Genomic DNA, 21,236 nt, shown 5'->3' with positions numbered 1-21,236 from the left:
CGCTACTCCGGGCGGCCGTAGGTCTCGAGCAGGCGCAGCCAGATCTCGTTCATCGTCGGGTACGCGGGGACGGCGTGCCAGAGCCGGTCGACCGGGACCTCGCCGACGACGGCGATCGTGGCTGCGTGCAGCATCTCGGCGACGTCCTGTCCGACGAAGGTGACCCCGACGACGACCCCGCGGTCCTCGTCGACGACCATCTTCGCGCGCCCGGAGTAGCCGTCGGCCTGCAGCGAGGCGCCCGCGACGTTGCCGAGCTCGTACTCGACCGCGCGCACGTTCAGTCCCTGCTCGCGGGCCTTCGACTCGGTCAGACCGATGCTGGCGACCTCCGGGTCGGTGAAGGTGACCTGCGGTGCGGCGGCGTGGTCGGCGGTGGCGACGTGGGCACCCCACGGCTCGGTGTGCAGCGGCGTGCCCTGGATCCGGGCGGCGATCGCTTCACCGGCCGCACGGGCCTGGTACTTGCCCTGGTGGGTGAGGAGCACGCGGTGGTTGACGTCACCGACGGCGTACAGCCAGTCGGTGCCGTGCACGAGCATGGTGTCGTCGACCTGCAGCCAGTCGCCGGGGGTCAGACCGACGGAGTCGAGCCCGAGGTCCTTCGTGTGGGCGGCACGACCGGTCGCGGCGAGCACCTCGCTCGTCACGACCGTGGTGCCGTCGTCGAGGGTCGTCGTGACGAGCCCGTGCTCGTCGCGGTCGACGCGGGTCGGGTTGACGCCGGTGCGGACGTCGATACCGAGCTCGCGCATGGCGTCGGCGACGAGTTCGCCGGCGAAGGGCTCCATCCCGCCGAGCAGCCCGTGGCGGGCGACGAGGGTGACCTTCGCGCCGAGGGACGCCCAGGCGGTGGCGAGTTCCGAGCCGGAGACGCCGCCGCCGATGACGAGGAGGCTCTCCGGGACCTGCTGCGCGCTGGTGGCCTCGCGCGTGCCCCACGGCTTCGCGTCGGCGAGCCCCGGGACGTCGGGCAGGATGTGCAGCGAGCCGGTGACCACGGCGATCGCGGCGGCGGTGTACGTCGTCCCGTCGACCTCGAGGGTCTTCTCGCCGGTGATGCGGGCGTGGCCGCGGATCAGGTCGATGCCGGCGGAGTCGAGCCACGACACCTGGCCGTCGTCCTTCCAGTCCGACGTGAACGAGTTCCGGCGGGCGAGGACGTGCGCGGCGTCGAGGTCGCCGGTGACGGCCTGCTTCGCCCCGTCGAGCCGCTTCGCTGCCGAGAGGGCGTGGCCGCTGCGGAGGAGTGCCTTCGACGGCATGCACGCCCAGTACGAGCACTCACCGCCGACGAGCTCGGCCTCCACGATCGCGACGCTGAGGCCGCGCTTCTTGGCGTAGTCCGCCACGTTCTCGCCGACTGCGCCGGCGCCGATCACGATGAGGTCGTAGTCCGTCATGCTGCCGAGCGTACGCGGCGCGGCAGCACGCCCGCCGAACGCGACGCCCGCCGGAGCGGCACCGCCGTGGCCGGACGTGCCGCCGTGCTCGTCAGGCCGAGCGCGACGCGCTGGTGAGGGCGCCGACCGCCCGCAGGATGACACCGAGGTCGTCGACGGCACGGTCCGGGTCGACCGGGGCGAAGCCGGTCAGCGCGGCTCCGGCCAGCCGTCGTCCGCGGGTGGCCGCCTGGATCCGTTCCACCAGGCCCGCTCCGTCGAGGCCGAACGGCACCGGTTCGAGCAGTCCGTCGACCTCGGACGGGTCGAGGGCGTCGAGGTCGACGTGCACGAACACCGCCTCGGCGCCGGTGGCGTCCACGGCCGCGGCGATGGCGTCCGGTGTGGCGGCATCGACGTCGAGGTGCACGATGCCCGCGCGGTCGAGGGCGTTCGTCTCGGACTCCTCGATGCCACGGACCCCGGCGAGCACGATCGACGAGGCAGGCAGGGTCGGCAGCGCGGGGAAGAGGTCGTCGGGGCGGTCGACGAGGATCCGGAGCACGGCGGTCTCGGCGGCGACGGGCTGCGCCCGGTTCAGGGCACGGAAGCCGCTCGACCCGGCGATGCGCACGAACGCGGTGTCGGGTCCGAGCCCGGTCGTGGCGCCGAGGACGCTCGCACCGTCCCCGCCGACGACGAGCACCGGTTCGCTGGCGACGGCGGTCTCCTCGGCGACGCGGTCCGCGACGGTGAGCACCGAGGTGTAGCGCGCGATGGCCGTCTCCAGCCGGTCACCCGCGCCGGCCGGGACGTCGACGACGGTGGTCGACGCGCGGGGGAGGTCGGCCGCGATGGCCGACGCCCCGTCCCCGAGGCGCATCGCGCGCGACGACGCCGAACCCTGCCACTGACCGACCACGAGGAACTGCATCGTGTCAGTCTGTCAGCTGGGGTCCGGCGTCGTCAGGGGGAGTGTCAGAGGCTGGGCGAGCCGCCGGACTTCAGCGCCGCGAGACGCGCCTCGACCTCGGCGTCCTTGCCGACGTCGTCGAGGCTCTCGAACTGCGCGTCGAGGCTCGACGACTGCAGCTCCTGCTGGCCGAGCACCTTTGCCTCTTCGCGACGGACCTTCTCCTCGAAGCGGCCGAGGTCGCTCGTCGGGTCGAGCACGTCGATGTTGCCGAGCGCGTCGTTGACCTTGGACTGCGCCTCGGCCGTCTTCGAGCGGGCGACGAGGTTGTCCCGCTTCGCGCGGAGCTCCTCGAGCTTCTGCTCCATGCCGGCCAGGCCGGCCTTGAGCTTCTCGACGGCCTCGTTCTGCGAGGCGAGGTTCGGCTCGGCGTCCTTGACCTCCTGCTCGGCGGCGATCTGCTTGCCGATGGCGATCTTGGCGAGGTTGTCGAACTTGTCCGCGTCGGCGCCCTTGCCCTCGGCGCGGTACTTGTCGGCGGCGGTCGAGGCGTTGGCGGCCTTCTGCCCCCACTCGATGGCGGCGCGCTTGTCCTCCTCGTGGTCCTGCTCGAGCAGGCGGACGTTGCCGATGGTCTGCGCGATCGCGGTCTTCGCGTCGGCGATGTTGTTCGTGTAGTCGCGCACGAGCTGGTCGAGCATCTTCTGCGGGTCTTCGGCGTCGTCGATGAGCTGGTTGATGTTCGCCCGGACGAGGGTCGAGATGCGACCGAAGATCGTCTGCTTTGCCATTGCTGTTCCCTTTCCTGGGGATCGGTGTGGTGCTGGTGTCGTTGCCGCTGGTGGTCGTGGTGTCAGAACCGGCCGCCGCCGGAGAAGCCGCCGCCGCCCCCGCCGCCGCCTCCTCCGCCGAAGCCACCGCCCCCGCCGAAGCCGCCGCCGAAGCCTCCGCCGCCGCCCCCGAAGGAGCCGCCGCCGTAGCTCCCGCCGCGTCCGCCGAGGAGGCCGCCGAGGACGATGCCCGTGACGAGCCCGCCGAGCTGCGCGCCGTTGCCGTTGCCGCCGCCGAAGCCGCCGCCTCCGCCGCCCCAGCCGCCCATGTCGTCGTTCGCGGCGTCCATCGCCGCGGCGGCGTACTGCTCCGCGGCTCGTGCGGCCTGCAGTGCCTGACCGGGGTCGGTCGTGGCGAGCTGGACCGCGTCGTCGAGCGCTCGTTCGGCTTCGGACAGGCGGGTGCGGGCGGTCGGTCCGACGCCGCCGCGGTGCAGCGAGATGAACTCGCGCGCCTGGCTGATCCGGTTGCGGGCGTCGCGGAGCGCGTCGTCGAGGGCCCGTGCCGCGCGTCGCTGCTGCTCCTCGGCACCGCGGGCCGCGGCGATCGCCTGATCGATCTCGGTGTTCGCCTTGGTCAGCGCGTCGACGGCCGCGATCGGGTCCTTCGGGTCGAGTCCCTGGCGCAGGACGGTCTCGGCGCGGACGACCGCGGCGGAGAGCTCGGGTCCGCCCGCGGTGAGGGATCGTGCGGCGGCGACGTCGCCCGCGATGTCCGCCTGCATCGCCTCGGCACGTGCGGTGGCCTCGGCGAAGCTCCGCTCGGCGGCGCTGGCGCTCGACGTGAGCTGCTGGACCTGGGCCAGGGCGTGCTGGGCGTCCCGCACGGCGACGACGGCCTCGCCCTTGTCACCGGCGGCGATCGCGGCGGTGGCTGCCTGTGACCGCTCGGTGGCGTAGGCGAGCACCTGCTGCGCCTGGTCGACGCTGTCCGACACGGTGGCCAGGGTCCGGCCGGTGTAGTCCCGGCGGACCCGGTCGAGGGACGCGGCGGCCGTGCTGACCGAGGCTGGGGCGGCGGCGACGGCCTGCGCGAGGGCGACCGCGGCCTCGTCGACGCCGTCCTCGAGCGACCGGAGCTGGTCGAACGACTCGGTCTGCTCCTCGATCGCGGCGTGCGCCTGCTCGCAGATCGCGATGATCTGGTTCGCCCAGTCGGCACGCTGCTGCGGGGTGTCGGGGATCTCGTCGTCGAGCTGCTGCTGGAAGGTGAAGGCCTTGCGGACGGCCTGCTGGGCGGCGGCGACGGCGTCGGCGAAGGGCTTCGCGGCGTCCGCGCCGAACTGCGCCGTGGCGAAGCCGACCTCTTGTTCGGCGGTCCGCAGTTCGTCGTCGATGGTGACGAGCGCACCGCCGGCGGCTCGCTCGAGTTCGGCGAGGGAGGCTTCTTGGGCCTTGGTGGCGGCGGCCGTCCGGCGCTTGTTGCGTCCGCGGATGACGAGCACCACGACGATGCCCCCGACGACGATGACGAGGAGCAGGATCCAGAGCCAGGTGAGGTTCGGCGGCGCCTGCGTGTCCGCCAGGCCGTTCGCGAACGCGAGGGCCGCGCCGGACCAGTCGCTCTGCTTGAGCGCGGGCAGCAGGTCGTCGTCGACGGCGCTCTGCACGTCGGACGCGGAGATGCTCGTCTCGTTGGTCTGCTGGACGTCGTAGTTCCGGTCGTCGACGGCGACGGACAGCAGGATGCCGTCGGAGTCGATCTGGTTCTTCGACAGCGTCGCGGACCCCCAGGCGGTGTGTTCCGTCGGGTCCGAGAAGCTGGGGACGAAGACGACGTAGAGCTGGGTCTTCGTGTCGGAGTAGAGGTCCTGGATCGCGGACTCGATGCGGGACTGCTGCGAGGAGCTCAGCACGTCTGCCTCGTCGACGACGTAGGCGCCGCCGAGGTCGACGGGGGCGGTCGCCCGAGCCGTCGCCGCCGGCGCCAGCACGATGAGCATCGCGAGGAGCGCCGCAGCCACGCGGCCGATCAGTCGCGGTGTCCCCCTGTTCGTGCTCGTCCTGCCCGTGGCCGATCCACCCTGGACCGCTCGCATCCGTCCTCCGTCCTCCGCCGGTCCGCCGGTCCGAGTGCCCCCGGAACCGCGCCCCGGAGCGCTGTTGCCCGGAGTCTATCCACGGTGCGCAGCCGTCGGACAGACTGTGGGCGAACCCTCGTGGAACGCTGATCCTGTGGGGGTGTTGTCCCCCGGTCGGGGTATGCTCGGGCACGCGTTCGACGACGAACGAGACAGGGGAACAGCAATGGAGCGAACAACCAGCACCGAGGTCGTCCCACTCGAGGACGGCTACCACCGCGTGTCGACACCCGCGAGCGGCGTCATCGGTTTCGTGCGCGAGCACAACGGCCGGTACGAGGTCCTGCGCGGCCGAGTCCGCCAGGCCACCCGGTCCGAGGGGCTCTACAGCACCATGAACGTCGCGCTCATCGCGCTCACGCACGCGTAGACCGCACCGCACGGACCGCCGACCGTAGGCTCACCGTGTGAGTCTCCCGCGCCTCCCGCACGTCGTCCTGACGCTCGTCCCCACGGGCGCGACCAGGGACGTCGACCGGGAGGCGCTGCTCGCGGCCGTCGCGTCGGCCCACGACGTCGACCCGTCGCGCCTGCGCGCGGGGCGCGTCTGCGGGCACTGCGGCGGGACCGACCACGGCCGCCCCTGGGTCACCGTCGACGGCTCCGCCGTCGGCGCCGGCCTCGCCCGGACGACCGGTGTCGTCGTCCTCGCCGTGAGCCCCGACCCCGTCGGCGTCGACGTCGAACGGGTGTCGCGGGTCGCGGCCGCACCACTCGACGTCTTCACCGCGGGCGAGCGGGACCGAGCGGACGGTGACGTCCGGGTCCTCGCCGCCTGCTGGGCCGCGAAGGAGGCAGTGCTGAAGCGCGACGGCCGCGGGCTCCGGGTGGATCCGGCCGACGTCGACGTGGACGTCCGCCGGGGCACCGCCGTGTTCGAGGGGGTCGAGCACCCGGTCACGCTGTCGTTCCCGGACACGGACACGGACATCGTCGTCGCGATCGCCGCCGGGGGACTCCCCGTCCGGACGGCGCCCGACGGGTGCAGCGCGGTCGACGGCGTCAGCGCGGGAGGGTGAGCACCTCGGCGCCGGTCTCGGTGATCGCGATCGTGTGCTCGGTGTGCGCCGTCCGCGCTCCGGTGGCGCTGCGGAGCGTCCACCCGTCCGGGTCGGTCACGAGCACGTCGGTGTCCGCCATCACCCACGGCTCGAGCGCGAGGAGCAGGCCGGGCCGCAGCGTGTAGCCGCGGCCGGGTCGCCCGGTGTTCGACACGTGCGGGTCCTGGTGCATGGTCGACCCGATCCCGTGCCCGCCGAACTCGACGTTGACGGGGTACCCGGCGTCCTGCAGGACGGTGCCGATGGCGTGCGAGAGGTCACCGATCCGGGCACCGGGCCGCGCGGCGGCGATGCCCGCGGCGAGGGCGTGTTCCGTCGCGGCGATCAGCGCGGTGTCGGCGGGGTCGGGCGTGCCGACGACGAAGCTGATCGCGGCGTCGGCCGCGATGCCGTCGAGGGACACGGCGAGGTCGAGGGTGAGGAGGTCGCCGTCGGCGAGCACCCGGTCGTGGGGGAGACCGTGCAGGACGGCGTCGTTGACGGCCGTGCAGACGTGGTGGCCGAACGGCCCGCGCCCGAACGACGGCGCGTAGTCGACGTAGCAGGAGTCGGCGCCGGCGTCCTCGATCATCGTCCGCGCCCAGCCGTCGATCTCGAGCAGGTTGGTGCCGACCCGGGTGCGGTCGCGCAGGGTCTGCAGGATCGTGCCGACGAGGGCACCGGTGGCGCGGGCACGGTCGACCTCGGCCGGGGTGAGGATCTCGATCATGGTATGACCATACCGGTATTGTCTGCCCGGTACTGTTCGACCGGTATTAGTGTCGGGGCATGGTCCGACTCCCGCTCAGCCCCGACGAGGTCGCTCGTGGTCGCCGCCTCGGTGCGCTGCTCCGCCGTGCTCGTGGTCCGCGCTCGATGCTCGACACGGCGCTCGCGGCCGGCATCTCGCCCGAGACCCTGCGGAAGATCGAGACGGGGCGGATCGCGACGCCGGCCTTCTCGACGATCGCGGCCGTCGCCGGCGTCGTCGGTCTGTCGCTCGACGCCGTGTGGGCCGAGGTCAGCGAACCGGACCTGGCCGAGACCGCCGGCTAGCGCCCGAGCGACGGGACCCCGGGCTCCTCGATCCACGGCGCCGTCAGCGCTCGCACCGCCGCGACGCCGGTACCCGCGGCCTCGGCGAACGCCGCCAGCACGTCCTCGGGTCGGACGGACCCGTACCGATGCCGTTCGGTGATCGTCCAGAGCCCGCCGAAGAACGCGTCGTCGCCGATCGACCGGCGGACGGCGTGCAGCGCCAGTGCGCCGCGCTTGTAGACCCGGTCGTCGAACATGTCGGCGGCTCCCGGGTCGCCGACGACGAGGTCCTGGGGCTGGTCGAGCAGGCCCTGCCGGTACCGCTCGGCCAGGACGTCCGCAGAGTCCCCGCCGCGGTGCTCCGACCACAGCCACTCCGCGTAGCAGGCGAAGCCCTCGTGCAGCCAGATGTCCCGCCAGCGGGCGACGGTGACGGAGTTGCCGAACCACTGGTGGGCGAGCTCGTGCGCGATGAGCCGGTCGGTGCCGTGCTCCCCGTCGACGTGGTTCCGCCCGAAGACGGCGAGACCGTGCGCCTCGAGCGGGATCTCGAGCTCGTCGTCGGTCACCACGACGCCGTACGCCGGGAACGGGTAGGGGCCGAACCGGTCGGCGTAGAGCGCGAGCATGTCCGGCACCCGGCCGAAGTCGGTCTTCGCGGCGCCGGCGAGGTCGGCGGGGTGGTGCAACGTGACGGGGACGTCCGCGCCGCGGAGCTTCGTCGTCCGGTAGCGGCCGATCTGCACGGTCGCCAGGTACGTGGCCATCGGCTCCGTCGTGGCGTAGGTCCACGTCGTGCCGCCGCGGGCGCGCTCCTTGCCGAGCAGGTCGCCGTTCGCGACGACGTCGTACGCCGCGTCGGCCGTGATCTCGAACCGGTAGGTGGCCTTGTCGTCCGGTCGGTCGTTGCACGGGAACCAGGACGGCGCCCCGGTGGGCTGCGCCGCGACGATGACGCCGTCGGTCAGCTCCTCCCAGCCGATCTGGCCCCAGGGGCTCCGGAGCGGGTGCGGGGTGCCGCGGTACTTCACGTGCACCGTGAACTCGGTCCCCGCGGCGATCGGCGCGGCCGGTGTCACGGTGAGCTTGTGCGTCGCCGTCGAGGTCTTCTTCGCGCGCTTGCCGTCGACGTCGACCCGCTCCACGGTCAGGCCGTGCAGGTCGAGCACGACGCGGTCGAGGTCCTCGACGGCGCGGGCGGTGACGGTGGCGGTCGCGTCGAGGCGGTTCGTCGCGACCCGGTACTCCAGTCGGAGGTCGTAGTGGCGGGCGTCCCACCGCCGGTCGCCGCTGTGCGGGGTGTACGGGTCGGGGGCAGCGGTCGTCGGCACGGCGTTCGTCGGGGTCACGGTGCCGGTCAGTCTGCCACGGCGGGTGCTCCGGATGTCCACGGAGCGATGGGGTTGCCCGCCCAGTGGGTCCCGCCGGGCACCTGCTCGCCGCGCATCACGAGCGACGCCGGGCCGACGGTCGCCCCGGTGCCGATGCCCGCCGCGGGCAGGACGACGCTGTGCGGGCCGAGGGTCGCACCCGCGGCGAGCGTCACCGTGTCCAGCTGCATGACCCGGTCGTGGAACAGGTGCGTCTGCACGACGGTGCCGCGTGCGACCGACGCGCCGGCGCCGATCGTGACCAGGTCGGCCTCGGGCAGCCAGTACGTCTCGAGCCAGGTCCCGCGCCCGATCATCGCCCCGAGGCTCCGCAGCCAGGCGGCGAGCGCCGGCGTCCCGGTGGCCTGCTCGGCGAACCACGGCCGTGCGACGGTCTCCACGAAGGTGTCCTGCACCTCGTTGCGCCAGACGAACGACGACCAGAGCGGGTGTTCCCGCGCGGCGATCCGGCCGACGAACACCCACTTCGCGACGGTGGAGACGAGGGCGGCGACGGCGCCGGCGACGATGAGCACCGGGCCGGCGAGGAGGACGGTCCAGCCGATGCCGACGGCGGACCAGAGCGCGAGCAGGCTGCCGACGACGCCGAGGGCGATGGCGGCCGACACCATCGGTGCGACGAGGCGGAGCAGTTCCCAGCACCCGCGCGCGACCTTGAGCGACCGCGGCGGCCGGAAGGTGCGTTCCTCGTCGAACTCCGCGGTCGCGCGCCGGAGCCGGACCGGGGGTGACCCGAGCCACGACGAGCCGCGCTTGGCCTTCTTCGGCACGGCGGACAGCACGGCGACCAGGGCTTCGCGGGGCACCGATCGGCCGGCGCCGGACATGCCGCTGTTGCCGAGGAACGCGCGCCGTCCGATCTTCGAGCGGCCGATCCGGATGCGCCCGCCGCCCAGTTCGTAGGTGGCGACCATCGTGTCGTCGGCGAGGAACGCCCCCGAGGCGATCTGGGTCAGCGAGGGGATGAGCAGCACCGTCGAGATCTCGGTGTTCCGCCCGACCTTCGCCCCGAGCAGCCGGAGCCACACCGGGGTCACGAGCGACGCGTACAGGGGGAACAGCAGTGTGCGCGCGGCGTCGAGCACCCGTTCGGTCGACCACGCCTGCCACCCGATCCGGGACCGCACCGGGTGGCGGCCCTCGACCAGGCCGATGCCGAGCAACCGCACCGACACGACCACGAGCAGCGCGTACACGGCACCCGCCACGACCGTCGCGAGCGGCACCGAGACCAGGGCGCGGAGCAGCGCCTCGCCGAGCGAGTCCGCCGTCCCGACGAGGAGCCACGCGACCGCCAACCCGGCGGCGACGCCGATCACCGGCAAGCCGGCCACGGCCACCGACCCGGCCCCGTACGCCAGCAGCCACCGGCGTCGGGTGGCGGGGCGCGCCTCCCGGTCGTGTCGGGCCGACCCGATGCGTTCCGCCGGCGAACCCGCCCAGCGTTCGCCGTCGGGGACCCGGCCGGTCACGGCCGACCCGGCCTCGACCTCGGCACCCACGCCGACGTGTGCCCCGGGGAGCAGCGTCGTCCGGCTGTGCACCACGGCGTCGGCGTCGACCCGCACGTGCCCGAGCCGGAAGACGTCGCCGTCCACCCAGTGCCCGGCGAGGTCGACCTCGGGCTCGATCGAGGCACGCTTGCCGATCGTGAGCATCCCGGTCACCGGCGGCAGCGTGTGCAGGTCGACGTCGGCGCCGATCCGGGCACCGAGCGCCCGCGCGTAGTAGCTGATCCACGGAGCGCCCGCCGTCGACGGGCCGTCCACCGCCTCGGCGATCCGCTCCGCCAGCCACACCCGCAGGTGCACGGACCCGCCGCGTGGGTGGTCGCCGGGACGGACGCCCGCCAGCAGGAGCCGCGCGAGCACGACGGTGATCGCCATCTTCCCCACCGGCGTCACGAACAGCAGCAGCGCGACGACCAGCACCGGCCACGGCAGCACCGGCAGCCACGGCAGGGTCGTCGCGTGCAGGACCGCTGCGACGAGCGCCGTCCAGCTGAGGACCCGCAGCCCGCGGAGCACCTGCACGGGCAGCCCGAGCAGCGTCATCACGAACCCGGTCGCCGGCGGCACCGGACGCACGTCGCGGGGGACCGAGACCGTCGGCCCGGAGTCGTCGAGCGCGTCCGCGAGCGCTCCGATCCGCGGGTGGTCGTACACGTCCGCCACCGTCGTGGTCGGGAACCGCTCCCGGATCGCGGACACGAGCTGCGCCGCCGTCAGCGAACCGCCGCCGTGCGCGAAGAAGTCGTCGTCGACGCTCGCGACCGGCACACCGAGGATCGCCGACCACCGCTCCGCGATCCACGCCACCGTGTCCGGCAGCACGGCGGCCCCGGCCGACCCGGGCGACCCCGATCCGGGCAGCGGCCACGGCAGTGCTGCGCGGTCCACCTTGCCGGACGTCCGCGTCGGCAGGGCGTCCACCACCGCGAGCAGCGGCACGAGCGCTGCCGGCAGCTCCTCGCGCAGCCGGGCGTTCGCCGCGGCCACGTCGACGGATGCCCCCGCCACCGGGGCGACGTAGCCGACGAGCACCTGGTTGCCGGCCGGGGTCCGCTGCACCACCGCGGCACCACCCGCCACGTCGTCGAGCGCCTGCAGTGCCGCGTCGATCTCACCGAGCTCGATCCGCCGCCCACCGAGCTTCACCTGGTCGTCCGCCCGCCCCTGGAACACCAGCCCCTCGGGGTCGTACCGCACCAGGTCACCGCTCCGGTACGCCCGCGCCCACCCGAGCTCCGGGAACGGCGCGTACTTCTCCGCGTCCTTCGCCGGGTCGAGGTACCGGCCGAGCCCCACCCCGCCGATCACCAGCTCCCCGACACCACCCGGCTCGACCCGCTGCCCCGCGGCGTCGACCACCGCCAGGTCCCACCCGTCGAGCGGCAGCCCGATCCGGATCGGCGTGCTCCCGTCCAGCAGGGCACCGCACGCCACCACCGTCGCCTCGGTCGGACCGTACGTGTTCCACACCTCACGCCCCCGGCTCGCGATCCGCGCCGCGAGCTCCGGCGGGCACGCCTCACCGCCGAAGATGACGAGACGCACCTGCTCGAGGGCGTCGTCCGGCCAGAGCGCCGCGAGGGTCGGCACCGTCGACACGACCGTGATCCCGTGCGCGATGAGCCACGGCCCCAGGTCCACCCCGGTCCGCACCAGCGACCGCGGCGCCGGCACCAGGCACGCCCCGTGCCCCCACGCCAGCCACATCTCCTCGCACGACGCGTCGAACGCCACGCTCAGCCCCGCCAGCACCCGGTCGCCCGGCCCGATCGGCGCCGCCTGCAGGAACATCCGCGCCTCGGCGTCGACGAACGCCGCCGCCGACCGGTGCGTCACCGCGACGCCCTTCGGCACCCCGGTCGACCCCGACGTGAAGATGATCCACGCGTCGTCCTCGAGCGTGGGGGCGTCGGCGCTCGCCGCGGGGTCGACGACCGGGGACGGCTCGGCATCGGGCGCCCCCGACCGTCGCAGCACCCCGCCGGCGCCGATCACGCCGACGACGGCGGCCTCGCCGAACACCAGGGTCGCGCGCTCCTCGGGGTCGTCGGCGTCCACCGGCACGTACGCAGCACCCGCGGCGAGCACCGCCAGGATCGACACGTACAGGTCGCGTCCGCCGGAGGGGATCCGCACCCCGACCCGGTCGCCGCGCCGGACCCCGCGCCGTGCCAAGTCGTCCGCCTGCTCGTGCACCCGCTCCAGCAGGGTCGCGTAGTCGAGGGTGCCGGCCGGGTCCTCGAGCGCGAGGGCGTCCGGGTGCTCGGCCGCGGTGGCGGAGAGGACGTCGAGCAGGGTCCGGGGCGCCGGTGCACGGTCGCCGGCGGCGAGTTCCGCCTGCGGGTTCCCGGTGGCGCTGGTGGTGGCGCTGGTCATCGAGTCCTCTTCCCGGCCGGGTGGTCGACCGGCCCGTGATCCTAGGGGGTCGAGGTGTCGCGTTCGGAAACAGACGCCGCGGCCCCGGTGCCGAGGTCGGCACGGGCCGCGTCGAGCGCCCCCGCGGTCCCGATCGAGTCCTCGAGCGAGTGCACCGGCGACTCCGTCCGGCCGTCCGCCACGTACCGGGCGAGCGCGGCCGCCTGCCACACGAGTCCCTGTCGCCCTCGCAGCCCGGTCGGCTCCGCCCAGCGGTCCTCCCCGCCCCGGTGGTGCACCGCGAACGACGCCGGGAACACGAAGTGGTCGGTGTACCGCACGGTGGCCCGGCTGCCCGCGATGGCCGCGAGCCCCGGCGTCCACGCCGTCATCGACGTGGCCACCACCGCCTGCGCGCCACCGTCCGCCGTCGACACGGTGACGGACTGGAGGTCGACCCCGCGATCCGAGACCACCCCCGTCGTGCGGCTGGTCACCGGGGCGCCGGTGGCGAACCGTGCGAACCAGTGCCCGTAGACACCGGCATCGAGGAGCGCGCCCCCGCCGGCGGCGGGATCGAACATGCGGTCGGCCGGGTCCGGGTCGTGCGGCCAGCCGACGTCCACCGTCGCGAGCCGGACGTCGCCGAGGGCGCCGTCCGCGAGCAGGCGGGCGATCACCGTGGAGCCGGGCAGGTACCGGGTCCACATCGCCTCCATCGCCAGGACGCCCGCGGCCCGTGCGGCGTCGGCGAGGGTGCGGGTGTCCGCGGCCGAGGTCGTCATCGGCTTCTCGACGAGGACGTGCTTGCCCGCGGCGATCGCGAGCAGCGCGTGCCCGAGGTGCTGCGGGTGCGGGGAAGCCACGTAGACGACGTCGACCGTGGGGTCCGCGACGAGGGCCTCGTACGAGCCGTGCACCCCGGGGACGCCGTGGCGTCCGGCGAAGGCGGCGGCACGCTCGGGGGAGCGGGACCCCACGGCGACGACGCGCTGGTCCGAGTTCGCGTGCAGCGTGGCCGTGAAGTCGTTCGCGATCTCCCCGGGGCCGATCACGCCCCACCCGAGCGTCGGCCCGCCTCGGAGTGCGTGGACCTCGGGCTCCGGGAACGTCATCGTCATGCCGGAACGCTACCGGGCGGACCCGACCCGCATCGAGTCATCTGACCCAACCGTCCCGTGCCGCAGTCGATCACAATCGGATCCGTACCCCTGCCCGGTCGGGCGCCGGGAGCTCGAGGAAGGTCGTCATCGGATGCCCACACCGCAGCCGCCACGCATCGACCGCGACGTGCGGTACTCGGACCAGCACGAGTCACTGGTCCTCGACGTGCACCGTCCGGGCCCCGGATCGCCCGCGAGCGTCGGCGCCGTCGTGCTGGTGCACGGCGGCGGCTGGTTCCGCGGGGACAAGGCCAAGGAGGACGGACTCTCCGCGCGGCTCGTGGACGCCGGGTACACCGTCTTCGTGCCGAACTACCGGCTGGCGCCGACCGACGTGTTCCCCGCCAGCAGGGACGACGTGCTGACCGCGTACGAGTGGGCGCTGCAGTCCGACGTCCCGTTCGACCGGAGCAAGGTCGCGTTCTTCGGGGGATCCGCCGGCGGCAACCTCGCCGTCGAGGGCGGCATCGCGACCGGCCGCCCCGCCGTGAGCTGGTCGGGGATCTTCGGCCTCGCGGACATCATCCGAGCGACCGACGGCACGGTCGACGCCGCGCCGACGACGCAGGACCTCGACGCGATGCGCAGCGCGGACATCGACCAGACCGGGCGGGACGACGCATTCCTCCGCTGGGTGATCCTGCAGGAGGTCGGCGGCGATCGATCGGCGCTCGACGGCGCATCCACGGTCGGGCACGTCACGGCGTCGACGGGCCCGGTGTACCTCGCCAACTCCCTCGAGGAGTGGGTCCCACGGTCGGACCCGATCGCCCTGCAGGCAGCGCTCGCCGCGGTCGGCGTACCGAGCACCCTGCAGCTGATCCCGGGCCTCCGGCACGCCGAGGGCTACACCGACCACGCCCTCCCCGGATCGCTCGCGTTCCTCGCGCAGGCACTCGAGGTCGAGCACCGGTGAGCGGAGCGCCGCGCACGACCCCCACGGCGAGCGCCCCGCGAGCGTCGGCGTCCGCGTGGGCGCCGATGGCGAGCACCGCGTTCCGCGTCCTGTGGTTCGCGCAGCTCGGCAGCAACATCGGCGGCTGGATGCAGACGGTCGGCGCGCAGTGGTTCCTCGTTGAGGCATCGGCCGGTCCGACCGTGATCGCCCTCGTGCAGACCGCGAGCCTCGCACCCGCGGTGCTCCTCTCCCTGCTGGCCGGGGTGCTGGCCGACTCGTACGACCGGCGTCGACTCCTCATCGCGGGCTCCGTGGCCAGTGCGGTGCTCGCCGGCGCGCTCGCCGCGATCTCCGCCACCGGCGCGCTGACCGCGGTGCTGCTCCTCGGGTTCACGTTCCTGCTCGGCGTCTCGTCGACCCTCACCTCGCCCGCGTGGCAGGCGATCCAGCCCGAGCTCGTCCCACGCGAGCAGATCGGTGCCTCGGCGGCGCTCGGCGGCCTCACCGTCAACGGCGCGCGTGCGATCGGTCCGGCCCTGGCTGGTGTGGTGCTGTCGGCGTTCGGTGCTCCGGTCGTCTTCGGCATCAACGCGCTCTCGTTCCTCGTCGCCGTCGCGGCCCTGCTGTGGTGGAAGCGGCCCCCGCAGGCCGGCCTCGAGGACCGCGAGCACTTCGGACCCGCGCTCGCCGCCGGGCTGCGCTACGTGGCGTCGGCGCACCTCGTGCGGCGGATCCTGCTCCGCTCTGCGCTGTTCGCGCTGCCGGCGAGCGCGCTCTGGGCACTGCTCCCGCTCACCGCGACCCGGTTGCACCTGGGGTCGAGCGGGTACGGACTGCTGCTGACCGGGCCGGGCGTCGGCGCCGTCCTCGGCATCGTGCTGCTGCCCGCCGCGCGCCGACGACTCTCGGACAACTGGATCATTGCGATCAGTGCGCTGCTGTACGCGGCGGGAGCGGCGGCTGCGGCGTCCCTGCCGCTGGTGCCCACCCTGCTGCTGCTCGTGCTGGCGGGCATCGCGTGGATCGGCACGCTCACCGTCCTGAACACGGCGCTGCAGCTCACCCTGCCGCAGTGGGTGCGCTCACGCGGTGCGGCGACGTACATCCTCGTCTTCATGGGGACGATGGCGGTGGGCTCGGTGCTGTGGGGTGCGCTCGCCTCGGCCATCGGCACCCCGCTCGCGCTCACCGTCTCGGCGGTGATGCTCGCGCTCGTGGCGGTCAGCGTGCTCCGGCTGCCGCTCCTGCCGGGCACCGGGGTGATCGACCGGTCCGCCCGCCTCGCCTGGGACTCGCCGACCCTCCTGTTCGAACCGGCGCCGTCGGACGGTCCGGTGCTGATCACGGTGGCCTACACGGTCCGCGCGGCGTCACGGCACGAGTTCCAGGAGGCGATGACCGCGCTCGGCGCCTCCCGACGCCGGACCGGCGCCTTCCGCTGGCGGCTGTACCGCAGCGGCGAGGAGGAGGACGTGCGGCTCGAGACCTTCATGCTGCCGTCGTGGAGCGAGTACCGGCGTCAGCAGACCCAGCGCTCCACCGGGCGCGACCGTGAGATCGAGGCGCGGGCCCTCGCCGCGTGCGAGGGAGCGCCGCGCTGGCACCACTACTTCGCCGGCGAGACCGACGACACCGGAACCACCGACGACACCGGAGCGCCGACGCCACCGCCGCACCAGCCCACGACGAAGGAGAACCCGCATGCCTGAGGACCCCGCAACCCCGCTCACGATCGGCCCCGTCGGCAACGTGTTCCTGTTCGTGGACGACCTCGACGCCGCGGTCGCCTGGTACTCGGCGAGGCTCCGCCGCGAACCGGTCGTCCGCGGCGGCGCGCTCGTCGCGTTCGACATCGGCGGCGTCCGCTTCACGCTGCACCGGACCGACGAGCTGAACACACCGGGGCCCTCGGGCACGGTCCCGTACTGGACCGTTCCCGACGTCGACGCCGTCGTCGAGGACTGGGTCGCGAACGGTGCCGTCGCACACCGGGGGCCGAAGACGGTGTTCACGGGGGAGCGGCTCTGCCAGCTGCTCGACCCGTTCGGGAACCTGTTCGCCGTGCGAGCCGAGCCCCGGTGACCACCGAGTCGGCGCCTGCCGCCGCTTCCGCCCCGCGGGCGACTGCGACCCTGCTCGTGCTGTGCGCCGCCCAGTTCGTCCTGCAGCTCGACTTCAGTGTGGTGAACGTCGCGCTCCCGACTATCCGCTCGGGACTCGGGTTCTCAGCGTCGGGGCTGCAGTGGATCGTGACCGGGTACGCCCTCACCTTCGGGTCGCTCCTGCTGCTGGGCGGCAGGGCAGGGGACGTGTTCGGTCAGCGGCGGGTCCTGCTCATCGGGCTCGCGCTGTTCGGCGTCGCCTCGCTCGGGTGCGGGCTCGCACCGGCGCCGGAGTGGCTCGTCGCCGCCCGCTTCGTGCAGGGGGCCGCGGGGGCGCTCATCGCCCCCGCAGCGCTCTCGTCCCTCACACTCCGGTTCGCGGACGGTCCGGCGCGGGTCCGCGCGCTCGGCATCTGGCAGGCGGCCACCGCCGCCGGCGGGACGGCTGGGATCGTGCTCGGTGGGCTGCTCGTCCAGCTGGTCGGGTGGCGCAGCATCTTCGTGATCAACGTCCCGGTCATCATCGCCCTGCTCGTGCTCGTCCCCCGGGTGGTGGCACCGCGCGTCAGCACCGACCGGGGGTCGCTCCGCGTCGGGCCGTCGCTGCTCGTCACCGCTGCGATCGCGTCCGTGATCCTGGGGCTCAGCGCCCTCGAGACGGCCGGACCGACGAGTCCGTCCACCGTCGTGCCGGTCGTCGTCGGACTCGCACTCGCGGCGACCTTCGTCGTCCTGCAGGCACGGTCGCGGAACCCGTTGGTCCCGCGGACCGTCCTCGCATCACGGATGCGACGCGGAGCGCTCGTGACCATGGTGATCACCGGCGCGGTGCTCGCGGGGTACGTCTACTTCGTCTCGCTGTTCCTCCAGACGGTCCTCCGCTTCGACCCACTGGCGACCGGGCTCGCGCTGCTGCCGGCGACCGTCCTGATCGTGGTGCTGTCGTCGCTCGTCGCCCGCCGGGTCATCGCCCGGGTGGGCCTGCGGCCGACCGCGCTGACGGGGGTGGCGCTGATCGTCGCGGGGCAGACGGTGTTCTCGTTGCTGTCCCCCGAGGCGACGTACCTCGCCAACGTGCTGCCCGGCCTGGTCCTCACGGCGCTCGGGATCGGCGTCCTGCTGCCGGCGCTGTCCATCGCCGCGACCGCGGACATCCCCGCCGCGGTGCAGGGCGAAGGAGCGAGCCTGTTGACGACCGCGCAGCAGATCGGCGCGGCCCTCGGCGTCGCGACGCTCGCCACCATCGCAGCCACCCGGACCGCGACGGGCGCGTCGACCGCCACGGGCTACGCGACCGCGTTCCTCGTCTCGGCGTGCGCCATGGCGCTCGCGCTGGTCGTGGTCGCCGTCTCGTTCCGGAGCGCCACCCCGAGCACGACGGGCTCCACGGGCGTGTCCACGCACGTCGGTGACGCCCCCGGACGGGCCTGACCCGGATTCGCCCACACCACCCGAAGACCGACAGGAGTCCACCGAGATGACCGATCCCACGCCCGCGTCGCCGGGCTTCGCCACCGACGTCCGGCCGCTGTTCCGGCAGCAGGACCGTGACAGCATGCTGCGGGCGTTCGACCTCTGGAACGTCGACGACGTGCGCCGGCACCAGGACGCGATCTTCGCTCGACTGGCCGACGGCACGATGCCGTGTGACGGTGCATGGCCGCCATCGGACCTCGCCGTGCTCCGCGCGTGGATCGACGGCGGATCACGGCCCTGATCCGCATCGCGCGCAGCTGCCATCGCGCGCAGGTGACTGTGCGAAGCGAAGACACCTGCTTGCGCGGGGATGTGACTGTGCCCCCAGGAGGATTCGAACCTCCGCCCCTGCCTCCGGAGGGCAGTGCTCTATCCCCTGAGCTATGGGGGCCCTGGGTGGGATCAACCGTAGCAGGTCGACGACGGCGCCCAGGACACGGTGCGTCCGTCTCCGCGTGTCGGCCAGGAGGCGCGTGGCGGCGCCGCCACGCGCCTCCAGGCAGTGGGTCGTCGCGTCAGCCGGCCGGCGTCGCGGACGCACCCGGCTGCACGACGCCCCGGACCGCGTCGATGACCGGCTGCGCGCCGCCGGGCTCCGTGAACAGGGGAGACGACGCGGTGATCCAGTACGGGTCGGCGAAGGCGTCGGCGCGGCCGACGCCGTCGGTGAGGGAGAAGTACCCCTCGACGCGGTAGGTGGGCACCGAGCCGCCCCGCTCGTAGAGGGCGTCCTTGAGGTTCGTGAGCGACTTCTCAGGCAGGTCGGCGACGGCCAGCGTGACGGTCGTGGCGGCGTCGTCGGTCGCCACCCAGCGGCAGACGCGGCCGCGCTGCTCGGCGATCCGCGCGGCAGGGGACCCCTTTGCCGGGCGGTAGTCGCGGTCGATCGTGAAGGTCTTCCCGTAGACGTCGAGGGACCCGGACGGCAGCAGCTCGCCGCACGTCTGCGTGACCCGCTTGCCGACGGGGCCCGCGGTGGCGCTCGGGCTCGCGTCGCCACCGCCGGAGCACGCCACGAGGGACACGGACGCGGACACGGTGAGCAGGGCGACGCCGATCGCCCGGACGCGGCTGCGGGAGGTCATCCCGACATGATGGTGCATCGGCCGGAGAGGACCGTGGGCGTCCCGGTAGACTCGACCCTCGTGACTCCTGCCGAACTCTCCGCCGCGTACCTGTCGATCCTGACCGGGATCGTCGAGCGACGAGGTGCCTCCGACGCCGTGACGATCGACGAGTCCCACGTGGAGCTCGAGCGTCCGAAGAACCGGGCGCACGGCGACTGGGCGTCGAACGCGGCGATGCAGCTCGCGAAGCGCCTCGGCACGAACCCGCGCGAGCTCGCGACCGAGATCGCCGGCGAGCTGACCGAGCTCGACGGCGTGGACACGGTCGACGTCGCCGGTCCGGGGTTCATCAACATCACGCTCGAGGCCGCGGCCGCGGGGGAGATCGCCCGCACGATCGTCGAGTCCGGCTCGGTCTTCGGCGACGGCGACCTGTACGACGGCGTCCGGATCAACCTCGAGTTCGTGTCCGCGAACCCGACCGGGCCGATCCACATGGGCGGCGTGCGCTGGGCCGCGGTGGGCGACAGCCTCGCTCGCGTGTTCCAGGCGCAGGGCGGCATGGTCACCCGCGAGTACTACTTCAACGACCACGGCGCGCAGATCGACCGCTTCGCCCGCTCCCTCGTCGCCTCGGCGCTCGGTGAGCCCACGCCGGAGGACGGCTACGGCGGCGCCTACATCGCGGAGATCGCGGCGCGGGTCATCGAGACCCTCGAGCCGGCCATCGACGTGCGCGACCTGCCGCGCGACGAGGCGCAGGAGGTCTTCCGCCGCGAGGGCGTCGAGTTCATGTTCGCCGACATCAAGTCGTCGCTGCACGACTTCGGCGTCGACTTCGACGTGTACTTCCACGAGAACGCCCTGCACGAGTCGAAGGCCGTCGAGCGCGCCATCGAGCGACTGCGGTCGGCGGGCGTGATGTACGAGGCCGAGGGTGCCGAGTGGCTCCGCACCACCGACTTCGGCGACGACCGCGACCGCGTCGTCATCAAGTCCGACGGTGAGCCGGCGTACATCGCGGGCGACCTGGCGTACTACCTCGACAAGCGCGAGCGCGGCTTCGACCGGAACCTCATCATGCTCGGCGCCGACCACCACGGCTACGTCGGCCGGATGATGGCGATGTGTGCGGCCTTCGGCGACGAGCCGGGCAAGAACCTCGAGATCCTCATCGGCCAGATGGTCAACCTGCTCAAGGACGGCGAGCCGATGCGCATGTCGAAGCGCGCGGGCACGATCGTCACGATGGAGGACCTCGTCGACGCCGTCGGCGTGGACGCCGGCCGGTACTCGCTCGTCCGGTTCGCCAGCGACACCGCGATCGACATCGACCTCGACCTGCTCGTGAAGCGCACGAACGACAACCCCGTCTTCTACGTGCAGTACGCCCACGCCCGCACGCAGTCGGTCGCCCGGAACGCCGCCGCGTCCGGGGTGGACCGTTCGGCCTTCGACGCCTCGCTCCTGACGCACGAGACCGAGGGCGCCCTCCTCGGTGCCCTCGCCGAGTACCCGCGCGTGGTGCGGCAGGCCGCGGAACTGCGCGAGCCGCACCGCATCGCCCGCTACATCGAGCAGCTGGCGGGGCTGTACCACCGCTGGTACGACTCCTGCCGCGTGACGCCGCTCGGCGACGAGGCCGTGACGGACCTGCACCGCACGCGCCTTTGGCTGAACGACGCCACCGGGCAGGTCGTCCGCAACGGCCTCGGGCTGCTCGGGGTGACGGCGCCCGAGCGCATGTAGCGCGCTGCGCGCCGCGCGCGCAGCGCTGCGCGCCGCGCGCCCCGCGACCCGTCGCACAACCGAAGTCACCCCGAGCCGCGCATCGCCGCGGCTCGGGGTGACTTTCGTTGTGCGGCGCGCGCACGCGGCGCCCCCGCGCCCCGCGCGCCCGCAGGCGGCGCCCCGCGCCCCGCGCCCCGCGCGACCCCGCGCCCGCCGCGACGCGCGCGCCGGGCGCACGCCGCGCCTCCAGGCTGGCTG

General features: G+C 73.6%; 18 protein-coding genes and 1 tRNA gene. 9 read left to right on the top strand and 10 right to left on the bottom strand.

Annotated elements, in window-relative coordinates; genetic code table 11:
- Positions 1-2: 2 nt before the first annotated feature.
- The 4 genes from EDF64_RS08140 to EDF64_RS18595 form a co-directional block, all read right to left on the bottom strand.
- A complete protein-coding gene (locus tag EDF64_RS08140; protein ID WP_133519506.1) occupies positions 3-1,403 on the bottom strand; it encodes a dihydrolipoyl dehydrogenase family protein in 1,401 nt (466 codons plus the stop codon).
- A gap of 91 nt (positions 1,404-1,494) precedes the next feature.
- A complete protein-coding gene (locus tag EDF64_RS08135) occupies positions 1,495-2,316 on the bottom strand; it encodes an arginase family protein (RefSeq protein ID WP_133519505.1) in 822 nt (273 codons plus the stop codon).
- 44 nt (positions 2,317-2,360) lie between these two features.
- On the bottom strand, positions 2,361-3,086 hold the full coding sequence (locus EDF64_RS08130) for a PspA/IM30 family protein (RefSeq protein WP_133519504.1): 726 nt from the start codon (positions 3,084-3,086) through the stop codon (positions 2,361-2,363).
- Between the two features lie 62 nt (positions 3,087-3,148).
- Positions 3,149-5,089 (bottom strand): TPM domain-containing protein, encoded by a 1,941-nt coding sequence (locus EDF64_RS18595; RefSeq protein WP_208108860.1) that lies wholly within the window; start codon positions 5,087-5,089, stop codon positions 3,149-3,151.
- Between the two features lie 283 nt (positions 5,090-5,372).
- Between EDF64_RS18595 and EDF64_RS08110 the strand changes: the two genes are divergently transcribed.
- Positions 5,373-5,576: a hypothetical protein gene (locus EDF64_RS08110; RefSeq protein ID WP_071291810.1), complete on the top strand. Its 204-nt coding sequence runs from the start codon at positions 5,373-5,375 to the stop codon at positions 5,574-5,576.
- A gap of 37 nt (positions 5,577-5,613) precedes the next feature.
- On the top strand, positions 5,614-6,225 hold the full coding sequence (locus tag EDF64_RS08105) for a 4'-phosphopantetheinyl transferase family protein (RefSeq protein ID WP_133519503.1): 612 nt from the start codon (positions 5,614-5,616) through the stop codon (positions 6,223-6,225).
- Here EDF64_RS08105 and map read toward each other — a convergent pair.
- Entirely contained in the window at positions 6,209-6,976 is a 768-nt protein-coding gene (map, locus tag EDF64_RS08100) for a type I methionyl aminopeptidase (RefSeq protein ID WP_133519502.1), read from the bottom strand. The two genes, EDF64_RS08105 and map, sit on opposite strands and share 17 nt — an antisense overlap.
- Before the next feature lie 59 nt (positions 6,977-7,035).
- Between map and EDF64_RS08095 the strand changes: the two genes are divergently transcribed.
- On the top strand, positions 7,036-7,302 hold the full coding sequence (locus EDF64_RS08095) for a helix-turn-helix domain-containing protein (RefSeq protein ID WP_133519501.1): 267 nt from the start codon (positions 7,036-7,038) through the stop codon (positions 7,300-7,302).
- Here EDF64_RS08095 and EDF64_RS08090 read toward each other — a convergent pair.
- From EDF64_RS08090 to EDF64_RS08080, 3 genes are read right to left on the bottom strand one after another with little or no spacing between them, the layout of a single operon-like run.
- Entirely contained in the window at positions 7,299-8,633 is a 1,335-nt protein-coding gene (locus tag EDF64_RS08090) for a M1 family metallopeptidase (protein ID WP_243736294.1), read from the bottom strand. The genes EDF64_RS08095 and EDF64_RS08090 overlap by 4 nt on opposite strands.
- A gap of 8 nt (positions 8,634-8,641) precedes the next feature.
- Entirely contained in the window at positions 8,642-12,562 is a 3,921-nt protein-coding gene (locus EDF64_RS08085) for a Pls/PosA family non-ribosomal peptide synthetase (protein ID WP_133519499.1), read from the bottom strand.
- A 41-nt stretch (positions 12,563-12,603) separates the two neighbouring features.
- Positions 12,604-13,662, bottom strand: coding sequence for a Gfo/Idh/MocA family protein (locus EDF64_RS08080; RefSeq protein ID WP_243736293.1), 1,059 nt, complete (start codon positions 13,660-13,662; stop codon positions 12,604-12,606).
- Between the two features lie 133 nt (positions 13,663-13,795).
- Between EDF64_RS08080 and EDF64_RS08075 the strand changes: the two genes are divergently transcribed.
- Genes EDF64_RS08075 through EDF64_RS08060 form a run of 5 tightly spaced genes read left to right on the top strand, consistent with a single transcriptional unit; the run spans position 13,796 to position 18,421 of the window.
- On the top strand, positions 13,796-14,620 hold the full coding sequence (locus tag EDF64_RS08075) for an alpha/beta hydrolase (RefSeq protein ID WP_166645651.1): 825 nt from the start codon (positions 13,796-13,798) through the stop codon (positions 14,618-14,620).
- Positions 14,617-16,311, top strand: coding sequence for an MFS transporter (locus tag EDF64_RS08070; RefSeq protein ID WP_279512727.1), 1,695 nt, complete (start codon positions 14,617-14,619; stop codon positions 16,309-16,311). The genes EDF64_RS08075 and EDF64_RS08070 overlap by 4 nt, the downstream gene beginning before the upstream one ends.
- Positions 16,304-16,684, top strand: coding sequence for a VOC family protein (locus tag EDF64_RS18150; protein WP_166645650.1), 381 nt, complete (start codon positions 16,304-16,306; stop codon positions 16,682-16,684). Before EDF64_RS08070 ends, EDF64_RS18150 begins: the two co-directional genes overlap by 8 nt.
- Positions 16,681-18,135, top strand: a complete 1,455-nt coding sequence (locus EDF64_RS08065) for an MFS transporter (RefSeq protein ID WP_166645649.1) — start codon at positions 16,681-16,683, stop codon at positions 18,133-18,135. The genes EDF64_RS18150 and EDF64_RS08065 overlap by 4 nt, the downstream gene beginning before the upstream one ends.
- Before the next feature lie 46 nt (positions 18,136-18,181).
- Complete coding sequence (locus EDF64_RS08060; RefSeq protein ID WP_133519496.1) at positions 18,182-18,421, top strand: hypothetical protein; 240 nt, start codon at positions 18,182-18,184, stop codon at positions 18,419-18,421.
- A 78-nt stretch (positions 18,422-18,499) separates the two neighbouring features.
- Here EDF64_RS08060 and EDF64_RS08055 read toward each other — a convergent pair.
- Positions 18,500-18,571: transfer RNA gene (locus EDF64_RS08055), tRNA-Arg, on the bottom strand.
- Positions 18,572-18,695: 124 nt separating this feature from the next.
- Complete coding sequence (locus tag EDF64_RS08050; protein WP_133519495.1) at positions 18,696-19,265, bottom strand: hypothetical protein; 570 nt, start codon at positions 19,263-19,265, stop codon at positions 18,696-18,698.
- Between the two features lie 60 nt (positions 19,266-19,325).
- Here EDF64_RS08050 and argS point away from each other — a divergent pair, with 60 nt between their 5' ends.
- Positions 19,326-20,996 carry an arginine--tRNA ligase gene (gene argS, locus EDF64_RS08045; RefSeq protein ID WP_133519494.1) on the top strand — a complete coding sequence of 557 codons (1,671 nt, stop codon included), beginning with the start codon at positions 19,326-19,328 and terminating at the stop codon, positions 20,994-20,996.
- Positions 20,997-21,236: the final 240 nt, after the last annotated feature.

Origin of the sequence: Curtobacterium flaccumfaciens, assembly GCF_004361695.1 — a bacterium.
GTDB lineage: Bacteria > Actinomycetota > Actinomycetes > Actinomycetales > Microbacteriaceae > Curtobacterium > Curtobacterium flaccumfaciens_B.
The sequence above is the reverse complement of the archived record's forward strand: the minus strand, read 5'-3'. Positions and strand labels throughout refer to the sequence as shown.

Coding starts and splice junctions, on each gene's coding strand:
- EDF64_RS08140 (WP_133519506.1), bottom strand. CDS start 1,403: ATGACGGACTACGACCTCATCGTGATCGGCGCCGGCGCAGTCGGCGAG.
- EDF64_RS08135 (WP_133519505.1), bottom strand. CDS start 2,316: ATGCAGTTCCTCGTGGTCGGTCAGTGGCAGGGTTCGGCGTCGTCGCGC.
- EDF64_RS08130 (WP_133519504.1), bottom strand. CDS start 3,086: ATGGCAAAGCAGACGATCTTCGGTCGCATCTCGACCCTCGTCCGGGCG.
- EDF64_RS08110 (WP_071291810.1), top strand. CDS start 5,373: ATGGAGCGAACAACCAGCACCGAGGTCGTCCCACTCGAGGACGGCTAC.
- map (WP_133519502.1), bottom strand. CDS start 6,976: ATGATCGAGATCCTCACCCCGGCCGAGGTCGACCGTGCCCGCGCCACC.
- EDF64_RS08095 (WP_133519501.1), top strand. CDS start 7,036: ATGGTCCGACTCCCGCTCAGCCCCGACGAGGTCGCTCGTGGTCGCCGC.
- EDF64_RS08085 (WP_133519499.1), bottom strand. CDS start 12,562: ATGACCAGCGCCACCACCAGCGCCACCGGGAACCCGCAGGCGGAACTC.
- EDF64_RS08080 (WP_243736293.1), bottom strand. CDS start 13,662: ATGACGATGACGTTCCCGGAGCCCGAGGTCCACGCACTCCGAGGCGGG.
- EDF64_RS08075 (WP_166645651.1), top strand. CDS start 13,796: ATGCCCACACCGCAGCCGCCACGCATCGACCGCGACGTGCGGTACTCG.
- EDF64_RS18150 (WP_166645650.1), top strand. CDS start 16,304: ATGCCTGAGGACCCCGCAACCCCGCTCACGATCGGCCCCGTCGGCAAC.
- EDF64_RS08060 (WP_133519496.1), top strand. CDS start 18,182: ATGACCGATCCCACGCCCGCGTCGCCGGGCTTCGCCACCGACGTCCGG.
- EDF64_RS08050 (WP_133519495.1), bottom strand. CDS start 19,265: ATGACCTCCCGCAGCCGCGTCCGGGCGATCGGCGTCGCCCTGCTCACC.